The organism is Pantoea sp. S18, from assembly GCF_045689705.1.
Classification (GTDB): domain Bacteria; phylum Pseudomonadota; class Gammaproteobacteria; order Enterobacterales; family Enterobacteriaceae; genus Pantoea; species Pantoea symbiotica.
On record NZ_CP142688.1, the window covers coordinates 2,970,419 to 2,987,163 of the forward strand.

General features: G+C 51.0%; 18 protein-coding genes and 1 tRNA gene. 3 read left to right on the top strand and 16 right to left on the bottom strand.

Going from position 1 to position 16,745, the window contains the following annotated elements; genetic code table 11:
• Positions 1 to 31 precede the first annotated feature (31 nt).
• From ccmI to ccmA, 9 genes are read right to left on the bottom strand one after another with little or no spacing between them, the layout of a single operon-like run.
• Positions 32 to 1,243, bottom strand: coding sequence for a c-type cytochrome biogenesis protein CcmI (ccmI, locus tag VIJ98_RS13660; protein WP_258143688.1), 1,212 nt, complete (start codon positions 1,241 to 1,243; stop codon positions 32 to 34).
• Positions 1,243 to 1,698, bottom strand: coding sequence for a cytochrome c-type biogenesis protein (locus tag VIJ98_RS13665; protein ID WP_154155792.1), 456 nt, complete (start codon positions 1,696 to 1,698; stop codon positions 1,243 to 1,245). Before VIJ98_RS13665 ends, ccmI begins: the two co-directional genes overlap by 1 nt.
• Positions 1,695 to 2,252 carry a DsbE family thiol:disulfide interchange protein gene (locus VIJ98_RS13670; RefSeq protein ID WP_008101288.1) on the bottom strand — a complete coding sequence of 186 codons (558 nt, stop codon included), beginning with the start codon at positions 2,250 to 2,252 and terminating at the stop codon, positions 1,695 to 1,697. Before VIJ98_RS13670 ends, VIJ98_RS13665 begins: the two co-directional genes overlap by 4 nt.
• Positions 2,249 to 4,207 carry a heme lyase CcmF/NrfE family subunit gene (locus tag VIJ98_RS13675; protein WP_154155790.1) on the bottom strand — a complete coding sequence of 653 codons (1,959 nt, stop codon included), beginning with the start codon at positions 4,205 to 4,207 and terminating at the stop codon, positions 2,249 to 2,251. The genes VIJ98_RS13670 and VIJ98_RS13675 overlap by 4 nt, the downstream gene beginning before the upstream one ends.
• The gene (gene ccmE / locus VIJ98_RS13680) at positions 4,204 to 4,689 is read right to left on the bottom strand and encodes a cytochrome c maturation protein CcmE (RefSeq protein WP_323274477.1); all 486 of its coding nucleotides are present in this window, start codon (positions 4,687 to 4,689) and stop codon (positions 4,204 to 4,206) included. The genes VIJ98_RS13675 and ccmE overlap by 4 nt, the downstream gene beginning before the upstream one ends.
• Positions 4,686 to 4,919 (bottom strand): heme exporter protein CcmD, encoded by a 234-nt coding sequence (ccmD, locus tag VIJ98_RS13685; RefSeq protein WP_008101295.1) that lies wholly within the window; start codon positions 4,917 to 4,919, stop codon positions 4,686 to 4,688. The genes ccmE and ccmD overlap by 4 nt, the downstream gene beginning before the upstream one ends.
• Positions 4,916 to 5,656 (bottom strand): heme ABC transporter permease, encoded by a 741-nt coding sequence (locus VIJ98_RS13690; RefSeq protein WP_008101296.1) that lies wholly within the window; start codon positions 5,654 to 5,656, stop codon positions 4,916 to 4,918. Before VIJ98_RS13690 ends, ccmD begins: the two co-directional genes overlap by 4 nt.
• 57 nt (positions 5,657 to 5,713) lie before the next feature.
• Entirely contained in the window at positions 5,714 to 6,373 is a 660-nt protein-coding gene (gene ccmB, locus VIJ98_RS13695; RefSeq protein WP_008101298.1) for a heme exporter protein CcmB, read from the bottom strand.
• Positions 6,373 to 6,987 (bottom strand): cytochrome c biogenesis heme-transporting ATPase CcmA, encoded by a 615-nt coding sequence (gene ccmA, locus VIJ98_RS13700; protein WP_154155788.1) that lies wholly within the window; start codon positions 6,985 to 6,987, stop codon positions 6,373 to 6,375. The genes ccmB and ccmA overlap by 1 nt, the downstream gene beginning before the upstream one ends.
• Positions 6,988 to 7,230: 243 nt before the next feature.
• On the opposite strand from ccmA, the gene VIJ98_RS13705 reads away from it, so the two are divergent.
• The 3 genes from VIJ98_RS13705 (at position 7,231) to VIJ98_RS13715 (ending at position 9,640) form a co-directional block, all read left to right on the top strand.
• The gene (locus VIJ98_RS13705) at positions 7,231 to 8,145 is read left to right on the top strand and encodes a formate/nitrite transporter family protein (RefSeq protein WP_154155786.1); all 915 of its coding nucleotides are present in this window, start codon (positions 7,231 to 7,233) and stop codon (positions 8,143 to 8,145) included.
• An 87-nt stretch (positions 8,146 to 8,232) separates the two neighbouring features.
• Positions 8,233 to 8,304 (top strand) — tRNA-Arg (locus tag VIJ98_RS13710).
• Between the two features lie 163 nt (positions 8,305 to 8,467).
• Positions 8,468 to 9,640, top strand: a complete 1,173-nt coding sequence (locus tag VIJ98_RS13715; protein WP_323275843.1) for a phage integrase central domain-containing protein — start codon at positions 8,468 to 8,470, stop codon at positions 9,638 to 9,640.
• Here the strand turns inward: VIJ98_RS13715 and VIJ98_RS13720 are convergent.
• The 7 genes from VIJ98_RS13720 to VIJ98_RS13750 all read right to left on the bottom strand — a co-directional run bounded on the left by VIJ98_RS13720 (position 9,635) and on the right by VIJ98_RS13750 (position 16,745).
• Entirely contained in the window at positions 9,635 to 10,828 is a 1,194-nt protein-coding gene (locus tag VIJ98_RS13720) for a hypothetical protein (RefSeq protein ID WP_323274480.1), read from the bottom strand. The two genes, VIJ98_RS13715 and VIJ98_RS13720, sit on opposite strands and share 6 nt — an antisense overlap.
• Before the next feature lie 890 nt (positions 10,829 to 11,718).
• The gene (locus VIJ98_RS13725) at positions 11,719 to 11,991 is read right to left on the bottom strand and encodes an ogr/Delta-like zinc finger family protein (protein ID WP_154190382.1); all 273 of its coding nucleotides are present in this window, start codon (positions 11,989 to 11,991) and stop codon (positions 11,719 to 11,721) included.
• Positions 11,992 to 12,270: 279 nt separating this feature from the next.
• The gene (locus VIJ98_RS13730; protein WP_323274482.1) at positions 12,271 to 14,958 is read right to left on the bottom strand and encodes a DUF927 domain-containing protein; all 2,688 of its coding nucleotides are present in this window, start codon (positions 14,956 to 14,958) and stop codon (positions 12,271 to 12,273) included.
• A complete protein-coding gene (locus tag VIJ98_RS13735; protein WP_323274484.1) occupies positions 14,955 to 15,365 on the bottom strand; it encodes a hypothetical protein in 411 nt (136 codons plus the stop codon). Before VIJ98_RS13735 ends, VIJ98_RS13730 begins: the two co-directional genes overlap by 4 nt.
• Positions 15,352 to 15,594 (bottom strand): hypothetical protein, encoded by a 243-nt coding sequence (locus VIJ98_RS13740; protein WP_323274485.1) that lies wholly within the window; start codon positions 15,592 to 15,594, stop codon positions 15,352 to 15,354. The genes VIJ98_RS13735 and VIJ98_RS13740 overlap by 14 nt, the downstream gene beginning before the upstream one ends.
• The gene (locus VIJ98_RS13745) at positions 15,591 to 16,178 is read right to left on the bottom strand and encodes a host cell division inhibitor Icd-like protein (RefSeq protein ID WP_407330283.1); all 588 of its coding nucleotides are present in this window, start codon (positions 16,176 to 16,178) and stop codon (positions 15,591 to 15,593) included. The genes VIJ98_RS13740 and VIJ98_RS13745 overlap by 4 nt, the downstream gene beginning before the upstream one ends.
• 45 nt (positions 16,179 to 16,223) lie before the next feature.
• Positions 16,224 to 16,745 carry a GPO family capsid scaffolding protein gene (locus VIJ98_RS13750; protein WP_323274487.1) on the bottom strand — a complete coding sequence of 174 codons (522 nt, stop codon included), beginning with the start codon at positions 16,743 to 16,745 and terminating at the stop codon, positions 16,224 to 16,226.

Here is a 16,745-nt window from a genome sequence, read left to right on the forward strand (position 1 = left end):
CTCTCCCTGTGCGGATCAGTAAGGTATCGCTTCAGGGCTGCTGTTGATTAATTTCCACAGCCAGTTGCTGATGACCATTCCAGGGTGTGACCGCGCTCAATCCAAACCAGTCGCCAGACTGCGGATTGGCACTGCCGTCGCGCGAAATACGCACCCTGACTTGCACCTGATGCTGCGCCGATAGCAGGCGATCGGGCATCATGGCATTGCTGTCATCCAGCGTGAGCGATAACGGGAAGTGGCTCAGCGGTAAACGCTTCACAGCCACAGGCACCGGTGAAACACCGTCAGACACAGAAATATACAACACTCCGCCTTGCGGTAACATTTTTTCTGCCTGCGGCGTCAAACTCACCGTCAATGCCAGATTGCTATTTTGCTGTCCCGCGTCAGTTTTCGCTTGTTCAATGCTGCGCTCGATCATGGTGATGCGGCGATCGCCTGCCGGTAACAGTTTCAGCATCACCTGCCACGCACCAATCGCCTCGTTGTACTGCTGCTGTTCAAAGGCGTTAAACGCCAGCAGACTCAGCGTGCGCACATCGCTGTGATCGCGTTTCAGCAGTTCTTTCAACAATACGTTGGCCTGACGGTTATCCTGCGGATCGCTGGAGCGCGTCAGCACTTCGGCGTAATCCTGCTGCAGTTCGATATTGTCTGGCGCCAGCTGCAGCGCATGTTCAAATGCCTGGCTGGCATCGGTGGCGTTATTCAGCACCATGCCAAGGCGGCCCAGCATCGCCCAATCGTTAAGGTTTGAAGAGTCATTTTGCAGCGAACTGCGCAGACCCAGCTGCAGACGCGCCAGCTCTTCCATAGTCAGCGGCTGCGCTTTGGGATCCATCACGCGCGCACGCAAGGCAGGATACTCTTGTTGCACGCTAACAAACGCGGTTTGCTGCGCAAGTCCGCCGGTTTTCAGATACATGCCAACCGACACCACCAACAGCACAATCACGCCGGGCAGCAATACCCAGCGGCTACTACGATGAATGGTTGCGGCATCCTGCTGCGGCACATCGGTTAACAGCGTTTGTTGCAGCTCGCGCACCATTTCCGGGCGCTCAGCCACCACGCCCTCTTCTTCATCACGCTCCAGCTCGCGCAGACGCTGCTGATAAAAATCGGTGTTGAGACGATCGCGATCGCCACTGCTCGCCTCGCGCTGACGCCAGCCGGCACGCAGAAACAGCGCGATAGCCGCCAGCAGTAAAATAATCAGGGTAATCCAGAATCCAGTCATTACGGCTTCCCGTCACGCTTAAGTAACGCCGCAAGGCGCTGTTGTTCACTGTCGTCGAGTTCGCTACGCGCTCTGCCGCGGCGATTACGCAGAATAATGATCAGCGCGCCCAGCACCACAAACAGCGCTGGACCCACCCACAAAATCAGCGTGGAAGGTGTTACCGGCGGCTCATACGTCACGAAATTACCGTAACGCGCCACCATGTAATCAATGATCTGCTGGCGGCTTTCGCCCTGCTTCATCAACTCGTAGACTTTGAGCCGCATATCCGCCGCGATCATCGCATTGGAATCGGCAATGCTGTTGTTCTGGCATTTCGGGCAACGCAACGATGCAGTGAGCTCGCGGTATTGCTCTTCCTGCTGCACCGAATCGAACTGATAAGTATCAATCGCCGCCCACAGGCTGGTGCTGAGCAGTATTCCCGCTAACAGTAGAAGCAGCCGTTTCATACGCCCGCCTCCTTGCTGTATTTGTCCCACAGCGGTTTAACTTCTTCGAGCCAGACGCGATCGTTCATGTCGCCCGCATGGCGATAACGAATGATCCCTTTACCGTCGATCAGGAAGGTTTCCGGCGCGCCGTACACGCCAAGATCCAGACCGAGCATCCCGTTGCCGTCATACAGGCTAAGCGCATACGGATTACCCAGCGTGTTCAGCCAGGTCACCGCTTTGGTGCGATCGTCCTTATAATTGAGGCCAACCACGCGAATGCCTTTTTCCGCCAGCGTATTGAGGTATTGATGCTCAGCGCGGCAGGTTGGGCACCAGGTCGCCCAGACGTTGAGCAGAATCGGCTTGCCGTCGGTTAGCACCTGCTGATCGTAGATTTTACCGGGCTGATCCAGCGCTTCCAGTTTGAATAATGGAACCGGCTTGCCGATCAGCGCCGATTCAAGACGCGTGGGATCATCGCCGTTGGCGTTGCGCGACAGCTGCCACAGCAGCGCCGCAGCCAGCAGCAGGAATAGAACTAACGGAATAAACAGGATTTTTTTGTTCATGCCAGCTCCTCGCGCTGCTCTTTTTTACGTGAGCGATAGCGCGGATCGAACAGGCAGAACAAGCCGCCCACCGCCATAAACACGCCGCCGTACCAGATCCAGCGCACAAACGGTTTGTAGTAAATCCGCACTGCCCATGAACCGTCATCCAGCTCTTCGCCCAGCGCCGCATAGAGATCGCGGGTGAAACCGCCGCTGATCGCCGCTTCGGTCATCATGGTGCGCGCGGCTGCATAGAAGCGTTTTTCCGCCTGCATCACCGCTTCCAGCTTGCCATTGCGCGTCACTTCAATCACCGCCACGCCGCCGCTGTAGTTCGGCCCTTGCAGATTGCGCACGCCGTGGAAGGTAAAGTGGTAATTGTGGATATCGACGGTATCGCCCGCCTTCATGCGTACATCACGCTCAACGCTGTATTGGGTGCTAAAGGCGATACCGACCACGGTCACCGCCACGCCTAAATGCCCCAGCACCATGCCCCAATGGCTGCGCGACAGATGACGCAAACCTTTGAAGAAGGAGTGGCGATGGGTGGCGCGCTCGTGCAGTTCCAACAACGTCAGCATGATCACCCAGATCGACATCAGCAGGCCGATAACCGTCATCGCCTCAATACGATCCTGCAGCAGCCACGGCAGCGCGATCGACAGAATCAGCGTCACCAACAGGCCAACGCCAAGGCGTTTCCACAGTTTCTGCGGCTGGTCACGACGCCAGCGCACCAGCGGACCGATACCGAGCATCAGCGCAAACGGTGCCATCAGCCAGGTAAACATGGTGTTAAAGAACGGCTCGCCCACCGAGATGCTGCCGAGACCCAGCTGTTTATGCACCAGCGGCAGCAGCGTGCCGAGTAACACCACCAGCATCGCGGCGATCAGCAGCACGTTGTTACCCAGCAGGAAGGATTCGCGTGACCAGGCTTCACTCTGCACACGGCTGCGCACCTGACCGCCTTTCAGCGCGTACAGCAGCAGCGAGCTACCAATCACGATCACCAGGAAGGCGAGAATAAACATGCCGCGCGCCGGATCGGAGGCGAACGAGTGCACGGAAACCAGCACGCCGGAGCGCACGAGGAAAGTGCCAAGCAGGCTTAACGAGAACGCGGTAATCGCCAGTAATACCGTCCACGATTTGAAGCTACCGCGTTTTTCCGTTACCGCCAGCGAGTGCATCAGCGCTGTACCGGCCAGCCACGGCATAAAGGAGGCGTTTTCGACCGGATCCCAGAACCACCAGCCGCCCCAGCCGAGTTCGTAATAGGCCCAGGCCGAACCGAGCACAATTCCGATAGTCAGGAACACCCACGCGGCGGTGGTCCACGGACGTGACCAGCGCGCCCATGCGGTATCCAGACGTCCGGCCATCAGCGAGGCAATGGCAAACGCAAAGGCCACCGAGAAGCCAACATAGCCCATGTACAGCAGCGGCGGATGGAAGATCAGACCTATATCCTGCAGCATCGGGTTGAGGTCGCGCCCGTCAATCGGGAAGTTTGGCAAGGTGCGGGTAAACGGATTCGAGGTGAGAATGATAAACAGCAGGAAGCCAAGGTTAATCATGCCCATCACCGCCAGCACGCGCGCCAGCGCATCCTGCGGCATACCGCGACTGAAGATCGCTACCGCTAACGTCCAGGTGCTGAGCAGCAGCACCCACAGCAGCAGTGAACCTTCGTGCGCGCCCCAGGTTGCGGCAATGCGATAGTAAACCGGCAACAAGGTGTTGGAGTTGGTGGCGACATAGCCAACGGTGAAATCATTCACCACAAAGGCGTGCACCAACACGGCAAAGGAGGCGGCGACACAAATAAACATGCCCCAGGTTAACGGGCGCGCCATCGCCATCAAACGCGCATCCTGACGCGCAGCGCCCCACAGCGGATAGACACTCAACAGCAGCGCTAAACCCAGCGCCAGACACAGCAGAAAGCTACCAATTTCCGGCATCATGATTGCGCACCTGACTGCTGATAGGCTGCCGCAGGTCCCGTGTGATTCTTCTTCATGGCATCTTCAATTTCAGGTGGCGTGTATTTTTCATCGTGTTTCGCCAGCACTTCTTTGGCGTTCACCAGATTGCCCTCTTCGAGCACACCTTGCGCCACCACGCCCTGCCCTTCACGGAACAGGTCCGGCAGAATGCCTTCATAAGTAACACTGACCACGCCGTTGGCGTCATACAGTTTGAAAGAGACCGCGAGGGTTTTCGGATCGCGCTTGACGCTGCCCGGCATCACCATGCCGCCAATGCGCAAGCGCTGGCCCGGCTCAGGCTTCTGATGATCTTCGCCTTTGCCGTTGATAATTTCACTCGGGGTATAAAACAGGTCGATGTTGGAACGCAGCGCGTACATCACCAGCGCGGTCGCCAGGCCAAGCCCGATCAACACCGCGATCGCCACAGTCAGGCGATTACGACGACGGATATTCACACGGATTCTCCCGCTGCTTCACTGGCAGCTTTTTTCGATTTAGCCGCGCGAATGCGGCGCTCCCTGGACTGACGCTGACGAATTTCCGCCAGCAGACGGCGGCGGAACAGCACGGTGTGCAGCACCAGGCCGAATAATGGGATCAAGGTGAGGATTACGGCGAGCCAGACGTAAAAGGCATAGCCGCCCATGGCGAAGAAATCGCTCCACGATGCAAAGGCTGGCGTCATGATTTGCTTCCTCGCTGCGCCACATCAATCGCCCACGGACGATGACGCTCAGTAAACAAAATCAGGTTACGCAGGCGCATTAAGGTCAGTGCACCAAACACCAGCAGATAGCCGAGAATGGACCAGCGCAGCGGTGTGCGCATGCTCGGATCGATGGCCTGCTGCAGAATACCGGATGAGCCCTGATGCAGCGTGTTCCACCACTGTACCGAGAAGTGAATGATCGGCAGATTAACCACGCCAACCAGAATCAAAATGCCGGCGGCGCGCCCGGCAGTGCGGCGGTCTTCGAAGGAGTGATAGAGCGCAATTACGCCCATATAGAGGAACAGCAGCACCAGCTCGGATGTCAGGCGGGCATCCCAGATCCACCAGGTTCCCCACATTGGTTTACCCCAGGCAGAACCGGTGATCAGCGCGATAAAGGTGAACACCGCGCCAATCGGCGCCATCGCCGCTGAGACCAGATCGGCCATCTTCATCTGCCACACCAGGCCGATAAACGCCGCGATAGCCATTGACGCGTACACGCCCATCGACCACATCGCCGCAGGCACGTGAATGTACATAATCCGGAAGCTGTTGCCCTGCTGATAATCCGCCGGTGCAAAGCCGAAGCCCCAAACCCAACCGAGTAACAGCGTGCCAACACCCAGCACCGCGAACCACGGAATTAAGCGACCGCATAGCTGGTAAAGCCGCTCAGGCTTTGCCCACTGGTGTAACCATTTCCACATTTTGCATAGCTCACAATAAAGAGAATTCAGGTTTCGGCCGCTCTGAGGCGACACGAATTAATGCAGACTGATACGTAAGGCCGCTGCTGTCGCAAACGGCGACAATGTAGCGCTGACGGCCAACATCGCGCCAAGAATCGCCAGATAACCACCGATCGGCAATCCCATCCCGGCGGCATCAATCGCCGCGCTGGCGAATATCAAAACCGGTATCGACAACGGCAATACCAGCAAACTCAGTAATACGCCGCCGCGCCGCAGCCCAACGGTTAAACCGGTACCAATCGCGCCGAGAAAGCTCAGCGTTGGCGTGCCAAGTAGCAGCGTTAATGCCATCGCGCGCCAGCCGGCAAAATCCAGCGACAGCAATAAAGCCGCCAGCGGCGACAGTAAAATCAGCGGTAGCCCGGTAATCAGCCAGTGAGCAATCACTTTGCCCAGCACGGTGACCGGTAGCGGCGTTGGCAACAGAAGTAGTTGCTCGAGCGAACCATCAAGAAAATCGTCACGAAACAGCCGTTCCAGCGCCAGCAATGAGGCCAGTAACGCGGCAACCCACGCCACGCCCGGCGCAATGCGCGCCAGCTGCTGCGGCTCTGGTCCGATACCTAACGGAAACAGCGTGATAACAATCAGGAAAAACCACAGCGGATTGATCACTTCCGCGCCGCTGCGAAAGGCGATTTTTAATTCGCGCTGAATGACCCGGCCTAACATCAAGCCCACTCCGAAGTAAGACGAATTTTACGCACGCGCGCGCTGTTATCGGGCAGATCCTGATGCGTGGTCAGAATCACCGCTCCGCCGTTATCGGCATGGGTGGCGAATCGCGCCATTAATTTTTCTACGCCGCCTTTATCGATGGCGGTTAAGGGCTCATCGAGGATCCATACCGACGCCGGGCTGAGCCACAGGCGGGCTAATGCCACGCGCCGCTGCTGTCCGGCTGAGAGTTGCGCCACCGGCACCTCTTCAAAACCCAGCAGATCGACCTGCTCAAGTGCATTAAAAATCGCATCTTCATTGCTGCTGCCGTGCCAGAAATGCAGGTTCTCCAGCGGTGAGAGTACCGATTTCACGCCGGGGTGATGGCCGAGATAGAGCAGATTTTGTTGCCATATTTCGCGCTGCTGACGAATCGGCTGTGACTGCCACATCACGTCGCCCTCTTCCGCCCGGCTTAATCCCGCCAGCAGGCGCAGCAGCGAGGTTTTCCCGGCTCCGTTTGGCCCTTCAATTTGCACAATGTCACCCGGTTGCACACGGAAGCTCAACCCATGAAACAAGGTTCGCTCATCACGAACGCATGAGAGATTAATGACTTCGAGCATAGAAGGGAGAATCACGGCAATGAATGAGGCGGCGATAATACCACATTGAATCTGTGGGCCGAAGTCTGTGAGCTGGCTCCCACTTACCCCAAATGGGGTATTCGTGCGCATCAGATCAAGAAATCGTTCAAAAAACCAACTCAGTTAAAATTTCGTTACTCTTAAATTGAATCTTCGTAACAAATTGACCTTGCCAAAACCAGCTACGCTTATTACGCAATGGCATTATCACCCGAGGGAAACATGAAACAATCACCATCGATTTCAAAGAGTGACAACGATGTAGAGAGTGATGAGAAGGAACAAGGTAAGGAGATTGAAGTCGATGAAGATGCCCTGCCCTCGCAGGCTGCGGCAATTCATGAGGAGATACGTCAGGATGGTGAAAAAGAGCTTGAGCGCGACGGTATGGCGCTGCTTTGGTCGGCGGTAGCGGCGGGATTGTCGATGAGCGCTTCGCTGATGGCGAAAGGCATTTTTCAGGTCCACCTCAAAGGCGTGCCCGGCGCATTTTTACTGGAAAATCTGGGTTATACCTTTGGCTTTGTCATTGTGATTATGGCGCGCCAGCAACTGTTCACCGAGAACACCGTTACCGCCGTTTTGCCGGTGATGCACAAACCGACCGGCAGCAACTTTGCGCTGCTGTTGCGTCTCTGGTGCGTGGTGCTGCTCGGCAATCTGATTGGCACCGCATTGGGCGCGCTAGCTTTTAATCATATGCCGATATTCGACGATGCGACGCGTCAGGCGTTTACCGCCATCAGTGAAAAAGTGATGGTCAATTCACCCAGCGAAATGTTCGCCAATGCGGTGATCTCCGGCTGGATTATCGCCACCATGGTGTGGATGTTCCCGTATGCGGGCGCCGCGAAAATTGTGGTGATCGTCATGATGACCTGGCTGGTGGCGTTAGGGGATTTAGCGCATATCGTGGTCGGTTCGGTCGAGGTGCTGTATTTGGTGTTTGCGGGCACGCTGCCGTGGTACGAATTCTTCTGGCCATTTGCCTTGCCTACGCTGCTTGGCAACATTACGGGCGGCACACTGATATTTGCATTGATCAGCCATGCGCAGATTCGTAACGATATGAGTGAAGCGGCGAAAGCCAAAGCGCGTGCGGACCAGAAGCGGAAAGAGAAGCAAAAACAGGCGTAAGCCTGGTCTTAAATTGCTGATAGATTGAGCAAACAACCGCTGCATAGTTAAAATCAGGTTCGCGGTGCGCTATACTGCGCGCCCGGCGTCTCCTTAGTTAAATGGATATAACGAGCCCCTCCTAAGGGCTAGTTGCAGGTTCGATTCCTGCAGGGGACAATTTTTTCAAGTCTCAGCTTGTCTCATAATGTCTAAAATCCCTTCTAAAACATAGCCATGCACCACACATCACGTCCATAACTGTCCAATAAAGTTCAATGGAATCTATACACGGATGTGTATAAAATTGCGTATAACTCAGTTCGATCTTATTTCTATACACATGCTGCTATCTGATATTCAAATTAAACGTGCCAAAGCGCAAGACAAGCCCTATACGCTAAACGATGGCGCAGGGCTATCGCTGTTGGTTGATATCAATGGTGCTAAGGGCTGGCGCTTCCGTTACCGCTTTGTAGGCAAGCCCAAAATGATCTCTTTTGGCGTTTACGGGGAAGTTTCGCTTGCCGAGGCACGCCGCAAACGTGAGGAGGCGCGTGCGATGCTAGCTAAGGGGATCAATCCCAGCGACGCACGTAAAGCCGATAAAATAGCGCTGCGTTTCTCGCATGAGAATAGCTTTGAAGCCGTTGCCAGAGAATGGCACAGCGGTAAGAAGTCAACTTGGACGGATGGCTATGCTAAAGAAGTTTTAGGCTGCCTTGAGCGCGATATTTTTCCTTACGTTGGCCATAGGCCCATTGAGCTAATAGAGCCGCTAGAACTATTGGCCGTGCTGCAAAAAATAGAGAAGCGTGGCGCACTTGAACAGGCAAGCAAGATCCGCCGCCGCTGCGGTGAAGTCCTCCGTTATGCTGTGGTAACTGGCAGAGCAAAATACAATTTTGCTCCCGATTTGGCCATCGCCTTAAACAAGCCAAAACAGAACCACTTTCCGTTCCTTACAGAGAAAGATATTCCAGCATTTGTTAAAGCGCTTGAAGGTTATCAGGGCAGCTTACTGACTAAATACGCCACTCAGCTCCTCATGCTTACCGGTGTCCGCACCGTTGAACTCCGAGAGGCTTCATGGTGTGAGTTTGATTTGGATAACGCTCTATGGGAAATCCCAAAAGAACGAATGAAAAAGCGCCGCTCTCATTTAGTGCCGCTATCGTCTCAAGCAGTTGAGATTTTGAAAAAATTGAAGGTAATATCAGGCAAATATCAACTGGTGTTTCCTGGACGGAACGATGTTAGAAAGCCAATGAGCGATGCCAGCATAAATAAAGTGATAAAGATGCTCGGCTATCATGGGCGATTAACAGGGCATGGTTTCCGTCATATGATGAGTACGATACTGCATGAGCATGGATTTGAAAGTGCATGGATTGAGATGCAGCTTGCGCATGTTGATAAGAACTCGATTAGAGGGACTTACAATCATGCGCAATATCTTGCTGGAAGAAAAAAAATGATGAATTACTACTCATTACTCATTACAAGTGTTTCATAAAAGGCTATCGGAACTTTTTACATTCCTTGAAAAACCAGAAAGCTTTGACTCTTGGTCAACAAAATAATCATGGACAAACGATACTATAAGCAAATAATCTTCGAAAATTATATGAAGCTGATTATTATAATGCTCAGATCTTGGAAATATTCTCCAATGTACGATATCTCCTTCGTATACTTCATGCCCGCCATCACTACGAAGAACGATTAAAGAACCGTCTGTCTCAATAACGGTTCCAAATGGTGCTGTTCCAGTTGCAACAACACTAGACGGAGTTATCGATGGGAGGTTAATTTCACCATCAAATGAAAATTCTTCCTTGTATTTACTCTTCTTGTTTATTTTAGGGGAGTAGTGTTTAACATCGATACCTCCATCTTTAATACGATAAAGTTTCTCCCTGCTGCCCCAAATATATCCTGAATCATTATTACTATAAGGGAGGAATATATCTTTACTTTCTACAACCCTGTCAAAAGACCTATTTCTTTTATTTGAATCTTTACTTTTTTCTTCGCGAAATGATGCAAGAAATGCATCCTCATTCGACCATCCAATTACACTTTGAAAAGCCCATTCGCATGCGGAACATGGTGTTCGATTTAGCAAATGTTCCTTTCCTAAAAGAGTTGTTGGTTCATCTTTATACGCGAATTCAAACAACCCATCACTTCCAGCAGCAACCGCTAATGCCGTATGCCGATCAGACGCATTTATTTTTAATACATTACCGTCAAAATGTTTCTTAGTTCTTTTTGAACTTAACGAATTTGCGGCTGAGAACAAACCTTCGTCACTCCCAGCAAAAATATTATTATAATAAAACTCAGTGTCGGTAGGTAAAAAATCAAATGGAGAATCAGAGCTCACTAAGAATGGCTTCCACTTATTTAACGAAACAGTTATATCTAGACTTGATAAAGTGTGAAGCTGATTTTTTATTATTGGTGAAATGTCAGGATCTTTCAAAATCTTCCTGACCTTAGGGTTATAAAATAAATCTCCATCAGAGAATGATACCCTGAAGGCAGTCTGTACTGCATGGTTATTAGCAGCAATTGAATCTATAGCTCCATCCCAATGTATATTGTGAATGCCGCCATCAAAATCAAATAGAGTTAAATTATTGGAATAAATATGTGAATCCCAAAAAAACCCATCTACTCTCAGAGTTACAGGACGCATTTCTTACCCCTATGAATTCTTGAGAATACGCTATTATTGATAATCCCTTTAGCCAACCAGTCTCTTAAAACGCTTTCACCGGGCTTATCGTAAGGCGAAAGCCAGTGTGCAACAGGATATCCATGCCACTCTCCTTGAGTGTTTCCCACGAACTTCGCAACCTGTACGTTACATGAAGAAGGAGGTGTTGATTTACCTAATACCTGCGGAGAATGCGCACCAGCCACTATGTGCAAGCCCCAGTAGCAATTATTATGATTCCAATTTTGGACAACTGCTGAGCTATAACATTTTGTTTCATCAACCAATGTAATAGACCATTGTGATTTTTGGTTGGAATAACCAGTATTTCTGTGAAGCAGATTTGCTTTATACGGCACGTTGAGTCCCTCCAAATGTACTTTTCAGACAATTACCATATCATTTTACCAACTTCAATAAATTACTTAAAAAACTACTAATGTTGATAGTGCGCAATTCGCTCTGCGTAAAAATAACTTTTTAAGCGTCATTAAATCTATACCCGACAAAAACGGCGCTACACCGCACCCGCCTGCGGTTTCCGTATCAAGAAATTATTTCAGTTACTCTTTTATTCAAAGCACTATCTCCGCCCGCAGCAGCAGAGGGTTTACGACTCATACCCTTAACTGAAATCGTTGAAAGGAATTTCACTTTTTTTCAGTTTCGCAACAACTTCAAGTCTCCCGAGATAAGATTAACTCTCTGATATTTAGTGTAATTACATTATTACGTGACCAAGGAAATAATTCTCAGTCAAAATGATTTAAATATAAGATATTGATATTCAATGACTTTATCAGAATGGCTACTGAAATTTTTTCCTCCAAAAAGTAAGCCGGGCGCTCACGTTCTGCCCGGCATAGTAGTTAACTCTTAATCTCTTCCTCTCTAAGTAACTCAAGCACCTGTTTACGCTCATCCCGACCAAGTGCGTTTAGCAGCTCCCTTACCCTTCCATCTCCAGCTAACGCACTGGGACTAATGGTATGTGAAAACGAGACGTTCATTACAAAGGTGTGCCCACATTCCAGATTGGTGCACTGGCAATAAACATCTGACAGCTGAGGATGCTTTCTGTTGGTTTTGCGTATCGTTGCGTCCGCCAGGCAAACTGGGCAAGTCATTTTCATTATTCGCATGGTTGTTCCTTCAAAACATGCCCGCCAGATTGAAGGGATTTGGCACGGCTATCTATCTCTGAGATGTGTAACAGTGGTAACGTTGGTAACACCTTTGTTTTATATAGATAAAACCTGTTACCACTGCTGTATTTACTTAGGTAACGAGTGGTAACAAGCGCAATTCTGTTACCAGTGTTGCCAGTCAGGATTTTTAACTGGTAACAGCAGCAGGCCGCATAAACTCAGGCTGTTACCACTGTTACCAGTGTTACCTTTAAAAAATAAGGCTCACGCGATTTATGCAGGTTCTGCGCTGCCCAATACCAAACTGCTGAACTGATAAACGCGTTTAACCCCTATTTCTGGCAGGCGAACGCTTGTCTGTGTGCGCCCTTCATTACCCGGCTGAAGCCATCCGGCGGCTACGCACAACCGCGCCACCTTGCGGGCATCAAAACCTTTGCAGATCTCCTTCCAGCCAGACGGCAAAACATAAAACGTGGTAACTGGCTCACTGTCATTGCCACCCTTATCTACCTTACGGAAACCCATCATGGCCGTAGGTCGATTCCGTTCGTCGTACCAATCAGCAAAACGGCTGAACTGATTGCGGGTCATGAAGTCACAAATCTGCTCCAGTGCGGCTTTATCTTCTTGGTTCGCTGCATGGCCACGGTCAGTCATCCATGAAGCCAGACAGCGCTCCGCAGCTTTAAAAGCTTCGCCCTCTGCCCATCCAGTTATGCCTGCGCGGGTTGCCAGCTCCCCGGCCATTGCAACCAGCGCAAAGCGCGTCACTGCTCGTCCAACCTGATTTCCGGCGTCCTGCGGCGTCAGTCTACGAGTGAAGTCTTTTAACATGGCTTTCGCCTGGCTGGTCACTTCCGGCAAATTCTGCGTGATGTGATGCAACCAATCGCGAAACGGCGCGCCATGATGCTGCGTTACTGACTGCTCCAGATGTTCAGCCAATGCTTTGCCACCGCTGAAGCCATGTAACTCCTCAAACACGCCGTGCATACCGGAATCGCTTGGAATCTGGATCATGCGCACCTCGACGCCGGCATAAGTGCGCTCTCCAGCGTTTGCCGCATGCTCAACCAGTGAAAGCTCCCCAGTAGATAGAAAAAGCAGATTCCAGCGGTTCGTTTCGCGTACCGAACCGTCCGTTCTCGCTCTGGCTTTACCTTGGCCATTAGCCAGCATATAAGCGATATTTCCCGCTTCTCGCCCATCTACCTCGCGGATTTCATCCAACATGAGCGTAGCGTCATTACGGCGGCTGGCCGTACCTTCCAGCGCATTACCAGTTGATCGCCACGTATGCCAGAAATCCGTACCACCGCAGACGGAAGCGGCTACTTTCATGGTCGTGGTTTTGCCGTCAGTGGATTCACCTTTAAGGTGATAACCACCACCGCCCATGCCTACTAGCCGCAGCAGAGGCGATGCAAAAGCCAGACTGACAGAGAACGCCACTCGAGCATTGCCGATACAATAACGCCCAATCTGATCTCGCCACTCTTCCGTGGTGCCGCTCACTCTGAAATCACGACCTTGTACGCTGCTGGTTTGCAGAATGACAGACTGAGCATCGCGCCCGATCACTTCGTCCTGAAGCACATACACGCCACCATGCCAGCCAGTTTTATTCACACAGGTAACTTTCCTATCGGGCTTGCACAGCGAGATGTACTCCATCAAATGCGCGCGCGCCATTCCGTTGATATTGATATAAGAAAGCCCGTTAACCAGCAGCACACGCCGCAGTTCTTCGCCACTGCCGCCAAGCAGCTCCATCGGCATCGCCCATTTACGGCTCATACCGTTTGTGTCCTCCCATTCGAGCAGGCGGCCATAATTACTGCCGTCTGCATCACTGGTGATAGCTGTGACGCGCAGCGGGCTGCAAATCTTGATATTACGGATCTCTGTGTCACCGTCAGACTTATTCACCTGCTTGTCATACCAAAGATATTCTTTCGTCAGCCGGAACCCTTGCGGCAATCGGGTAAGCCCTTTGCCATGCAGCGCCATTTCCTCCATGAACGCTTCACGAGCGCGACGTTCCCCATTTTCGCGGCGGTAATCGTCCCAGTCGGCTTTATGCCTAGTTGGCGGCAGCGTTACCCACCCATCAACAGCTTTCGCGGCTTTCTCGGCCTGAATACGTCCAGTGTTATCTTTGCCATCAAGTAGATCATTATCCCCAGCCAGGATGATCCGAGCCTCTGGCCAGCGCTGGCGTATTTGCTCCGCTACTTTTACTAAATTTGTTGCAGCAACAGCAGCAAGAATTAGCCCATCAGCCAGCATGCTCACGGTTATCCCCGTAGCAAAACCCTCAGTGATGATCACTTGCTCAAGTGGTTCCGCTGGCAAAGCAGAAACCTGGATAAATGCCCCTGACAGCTGGCTACCTTGCAACAGACATTTTTCACCTTCAGGGCTGATAAGCTGGCCACCCGTTATGTTTCCAGCAATATCCGTAAGCGGAAGCAGAATAGAGCCAACGCCAAACGACATACCCGCCATGCTGAATTGATTATCTAGTAAAGAAACTGTATGCCCATGAAGACCACGCGCCGTTAAATAGCTGCACTCTCCCTGCTGTGTTTGCTGGCTAAGTTCAGTAAAGCGTTTCTGGCCTGCTTTGACGTCCACAGCTTTATTTCTGGCAGGCATTATTGGCTGATTGCTCACTTCAGGTAATGAGAGTGTTTCGGCTACCATCGCAGACACGGCTTTAGTATCATGGCCAGTAGCAAGACGCACGAGATCCAACCCGTCACCGTTTCCACAGTGGTTACAAAACCACGTTCCACGACCTTCTTTGTCATCTAGGCGAAAACGATCTTTTCCACCACAAACCGGGCAGGCTCCATGCCGCTTCCCATTTGGAACATTTATTCCCAGAGCGGATAAGATGTGCGGCCAGCGGCCTCGAGCTGCGGTAGCAATTGCTGATACAGATTGCATTTTCACAGGAAGTCCTCCCCACCATCTGGGGACATAAACGTATATCCCTGCGGCAGTTCGCCATCAGGAGCGCCAAAGATGATGTCTCGGTAAACCTCGCGTAGTTCAATTACGCCTTTAGTAGAGAGTCGTATGACTTCTCCAGCAAATCCGCCAGATATCATCTGTTCCAAAGATTCATTCGCTAATCGACAACCTTCATCCTTACCAAACTCCTCAATCCAGGGAGCTTCAATATGGAAAATTATATTTATTGCGACTTTGTCAGCGGTCAATTCAACATATTCGCCATTTTCAACATAAACAGGTGCGCCATTGATCTGCTTCATGAGCGCAATAAAAGCTTCTGCGATATAACGGCGTAACATTGCTGTGCGATAGGCTGGCGAAAGTAAGACATTATTGGTTAACATTTTTATTCCCCATAATTGTGCTACTTTCGCTTATAACGTCATCCAACTGTTCAGCTAAACATGCAAAAACTGCGGCAGCGCCTTCTGATGGAATATTTTTGAAACCAGCGCCAGCACATGTGGAAAGTAACTCAGCAAGAAACTCGCTTGCAGTTGCAACCCGGAGGAGTTTGTCCTCGCCAGATTCAGTAAGAGTACAAGATTGGTTATTTCTATAAGGTCTGCTCATGCCCTTGCCTCCAAGTAATTCGAGGTAGGGATTCGGCCAGCAAAACAAATGATGAAATCGGTGATTAACTGCAACCGTGCATCTCGTTCATTGTATGCATTAACGCGAATTGGTTCAGGGCGAGCGCTGCTATCAGCACGGCGCACGGCAAGAAAGAGAAAGGTAAATTCTGAATGAGTTTGTGTGAGGACTGTAGCCATAATGGCAACCTCCGTTAGATAGCGGTTAACGCTACCACCGGAGTTTCCACGCTCACTGGTGGTAGCCCAGACGGGGGTGGAAATACCGGCTCTAACGGATACCGGCCTGACCGAAGTCAGCCCCGCCTGGGCCACCATTACACGGTTAGAGCAACGGCAGTAAAACCGCTGCACAAATGTGAGGTGTGCAAAGACATAGACACAAAAAAAGACGCATAGCGCGTCAAGTGTCGCCGTTAGATTACACGGGTTTCCACGCCCGGCTACCGATTTTGCGATAGCCCGAGGACTATAAACGCTGATTAATGTCTTTTGCAACATATTTTGGATAAAAGAATCCTTACCGCAGCTGGATAATACAGCCGCAGCTTTTATCATCTGCATAATCAGAACCTAAATTTTATAATGCCCGATAAACCCGGGCGGTGCTCAACCAGAAGTAATGGCGGAAACCCAACCTTTAACAGAACGGCTACTAAATACAATATTCTCAAGTGCTAAAGGCGTACTAATTACGGGCTTGGAATCAGGTCGCGAAAAATGATTTCTGTTATTAAATCTTAAACGGTCTGTATTAACACTTGCTGGCGAATCGGTGACAGCCAGCCCACCAAGATAGAAAACCCCACTCTGTACAAAGTCCTCTTCTACTTCAACTGAACAAAATAGCTTTTGTCCATTTCGATTATATTCAATTAGCTTTAAAGTTGGTTTTATGCGTGCATACAGCCGCACTTCCTTCCCTATGCACTCAAATTTCAGCGCCAATACTTCGCCCAAATTAGGTTTATTACGATCATGTTCTTCCCAGATTAGTGCAGTGTATAAATTGGGATCATAAGAGTTTGCCATACCGATTAACCAATCAGGTTCAATGGTACGGCCATCAATAGTTTTACCTTCACAAGAAACACATATCCATTCTGATGTTAATCCAGAGTGACCTATCAT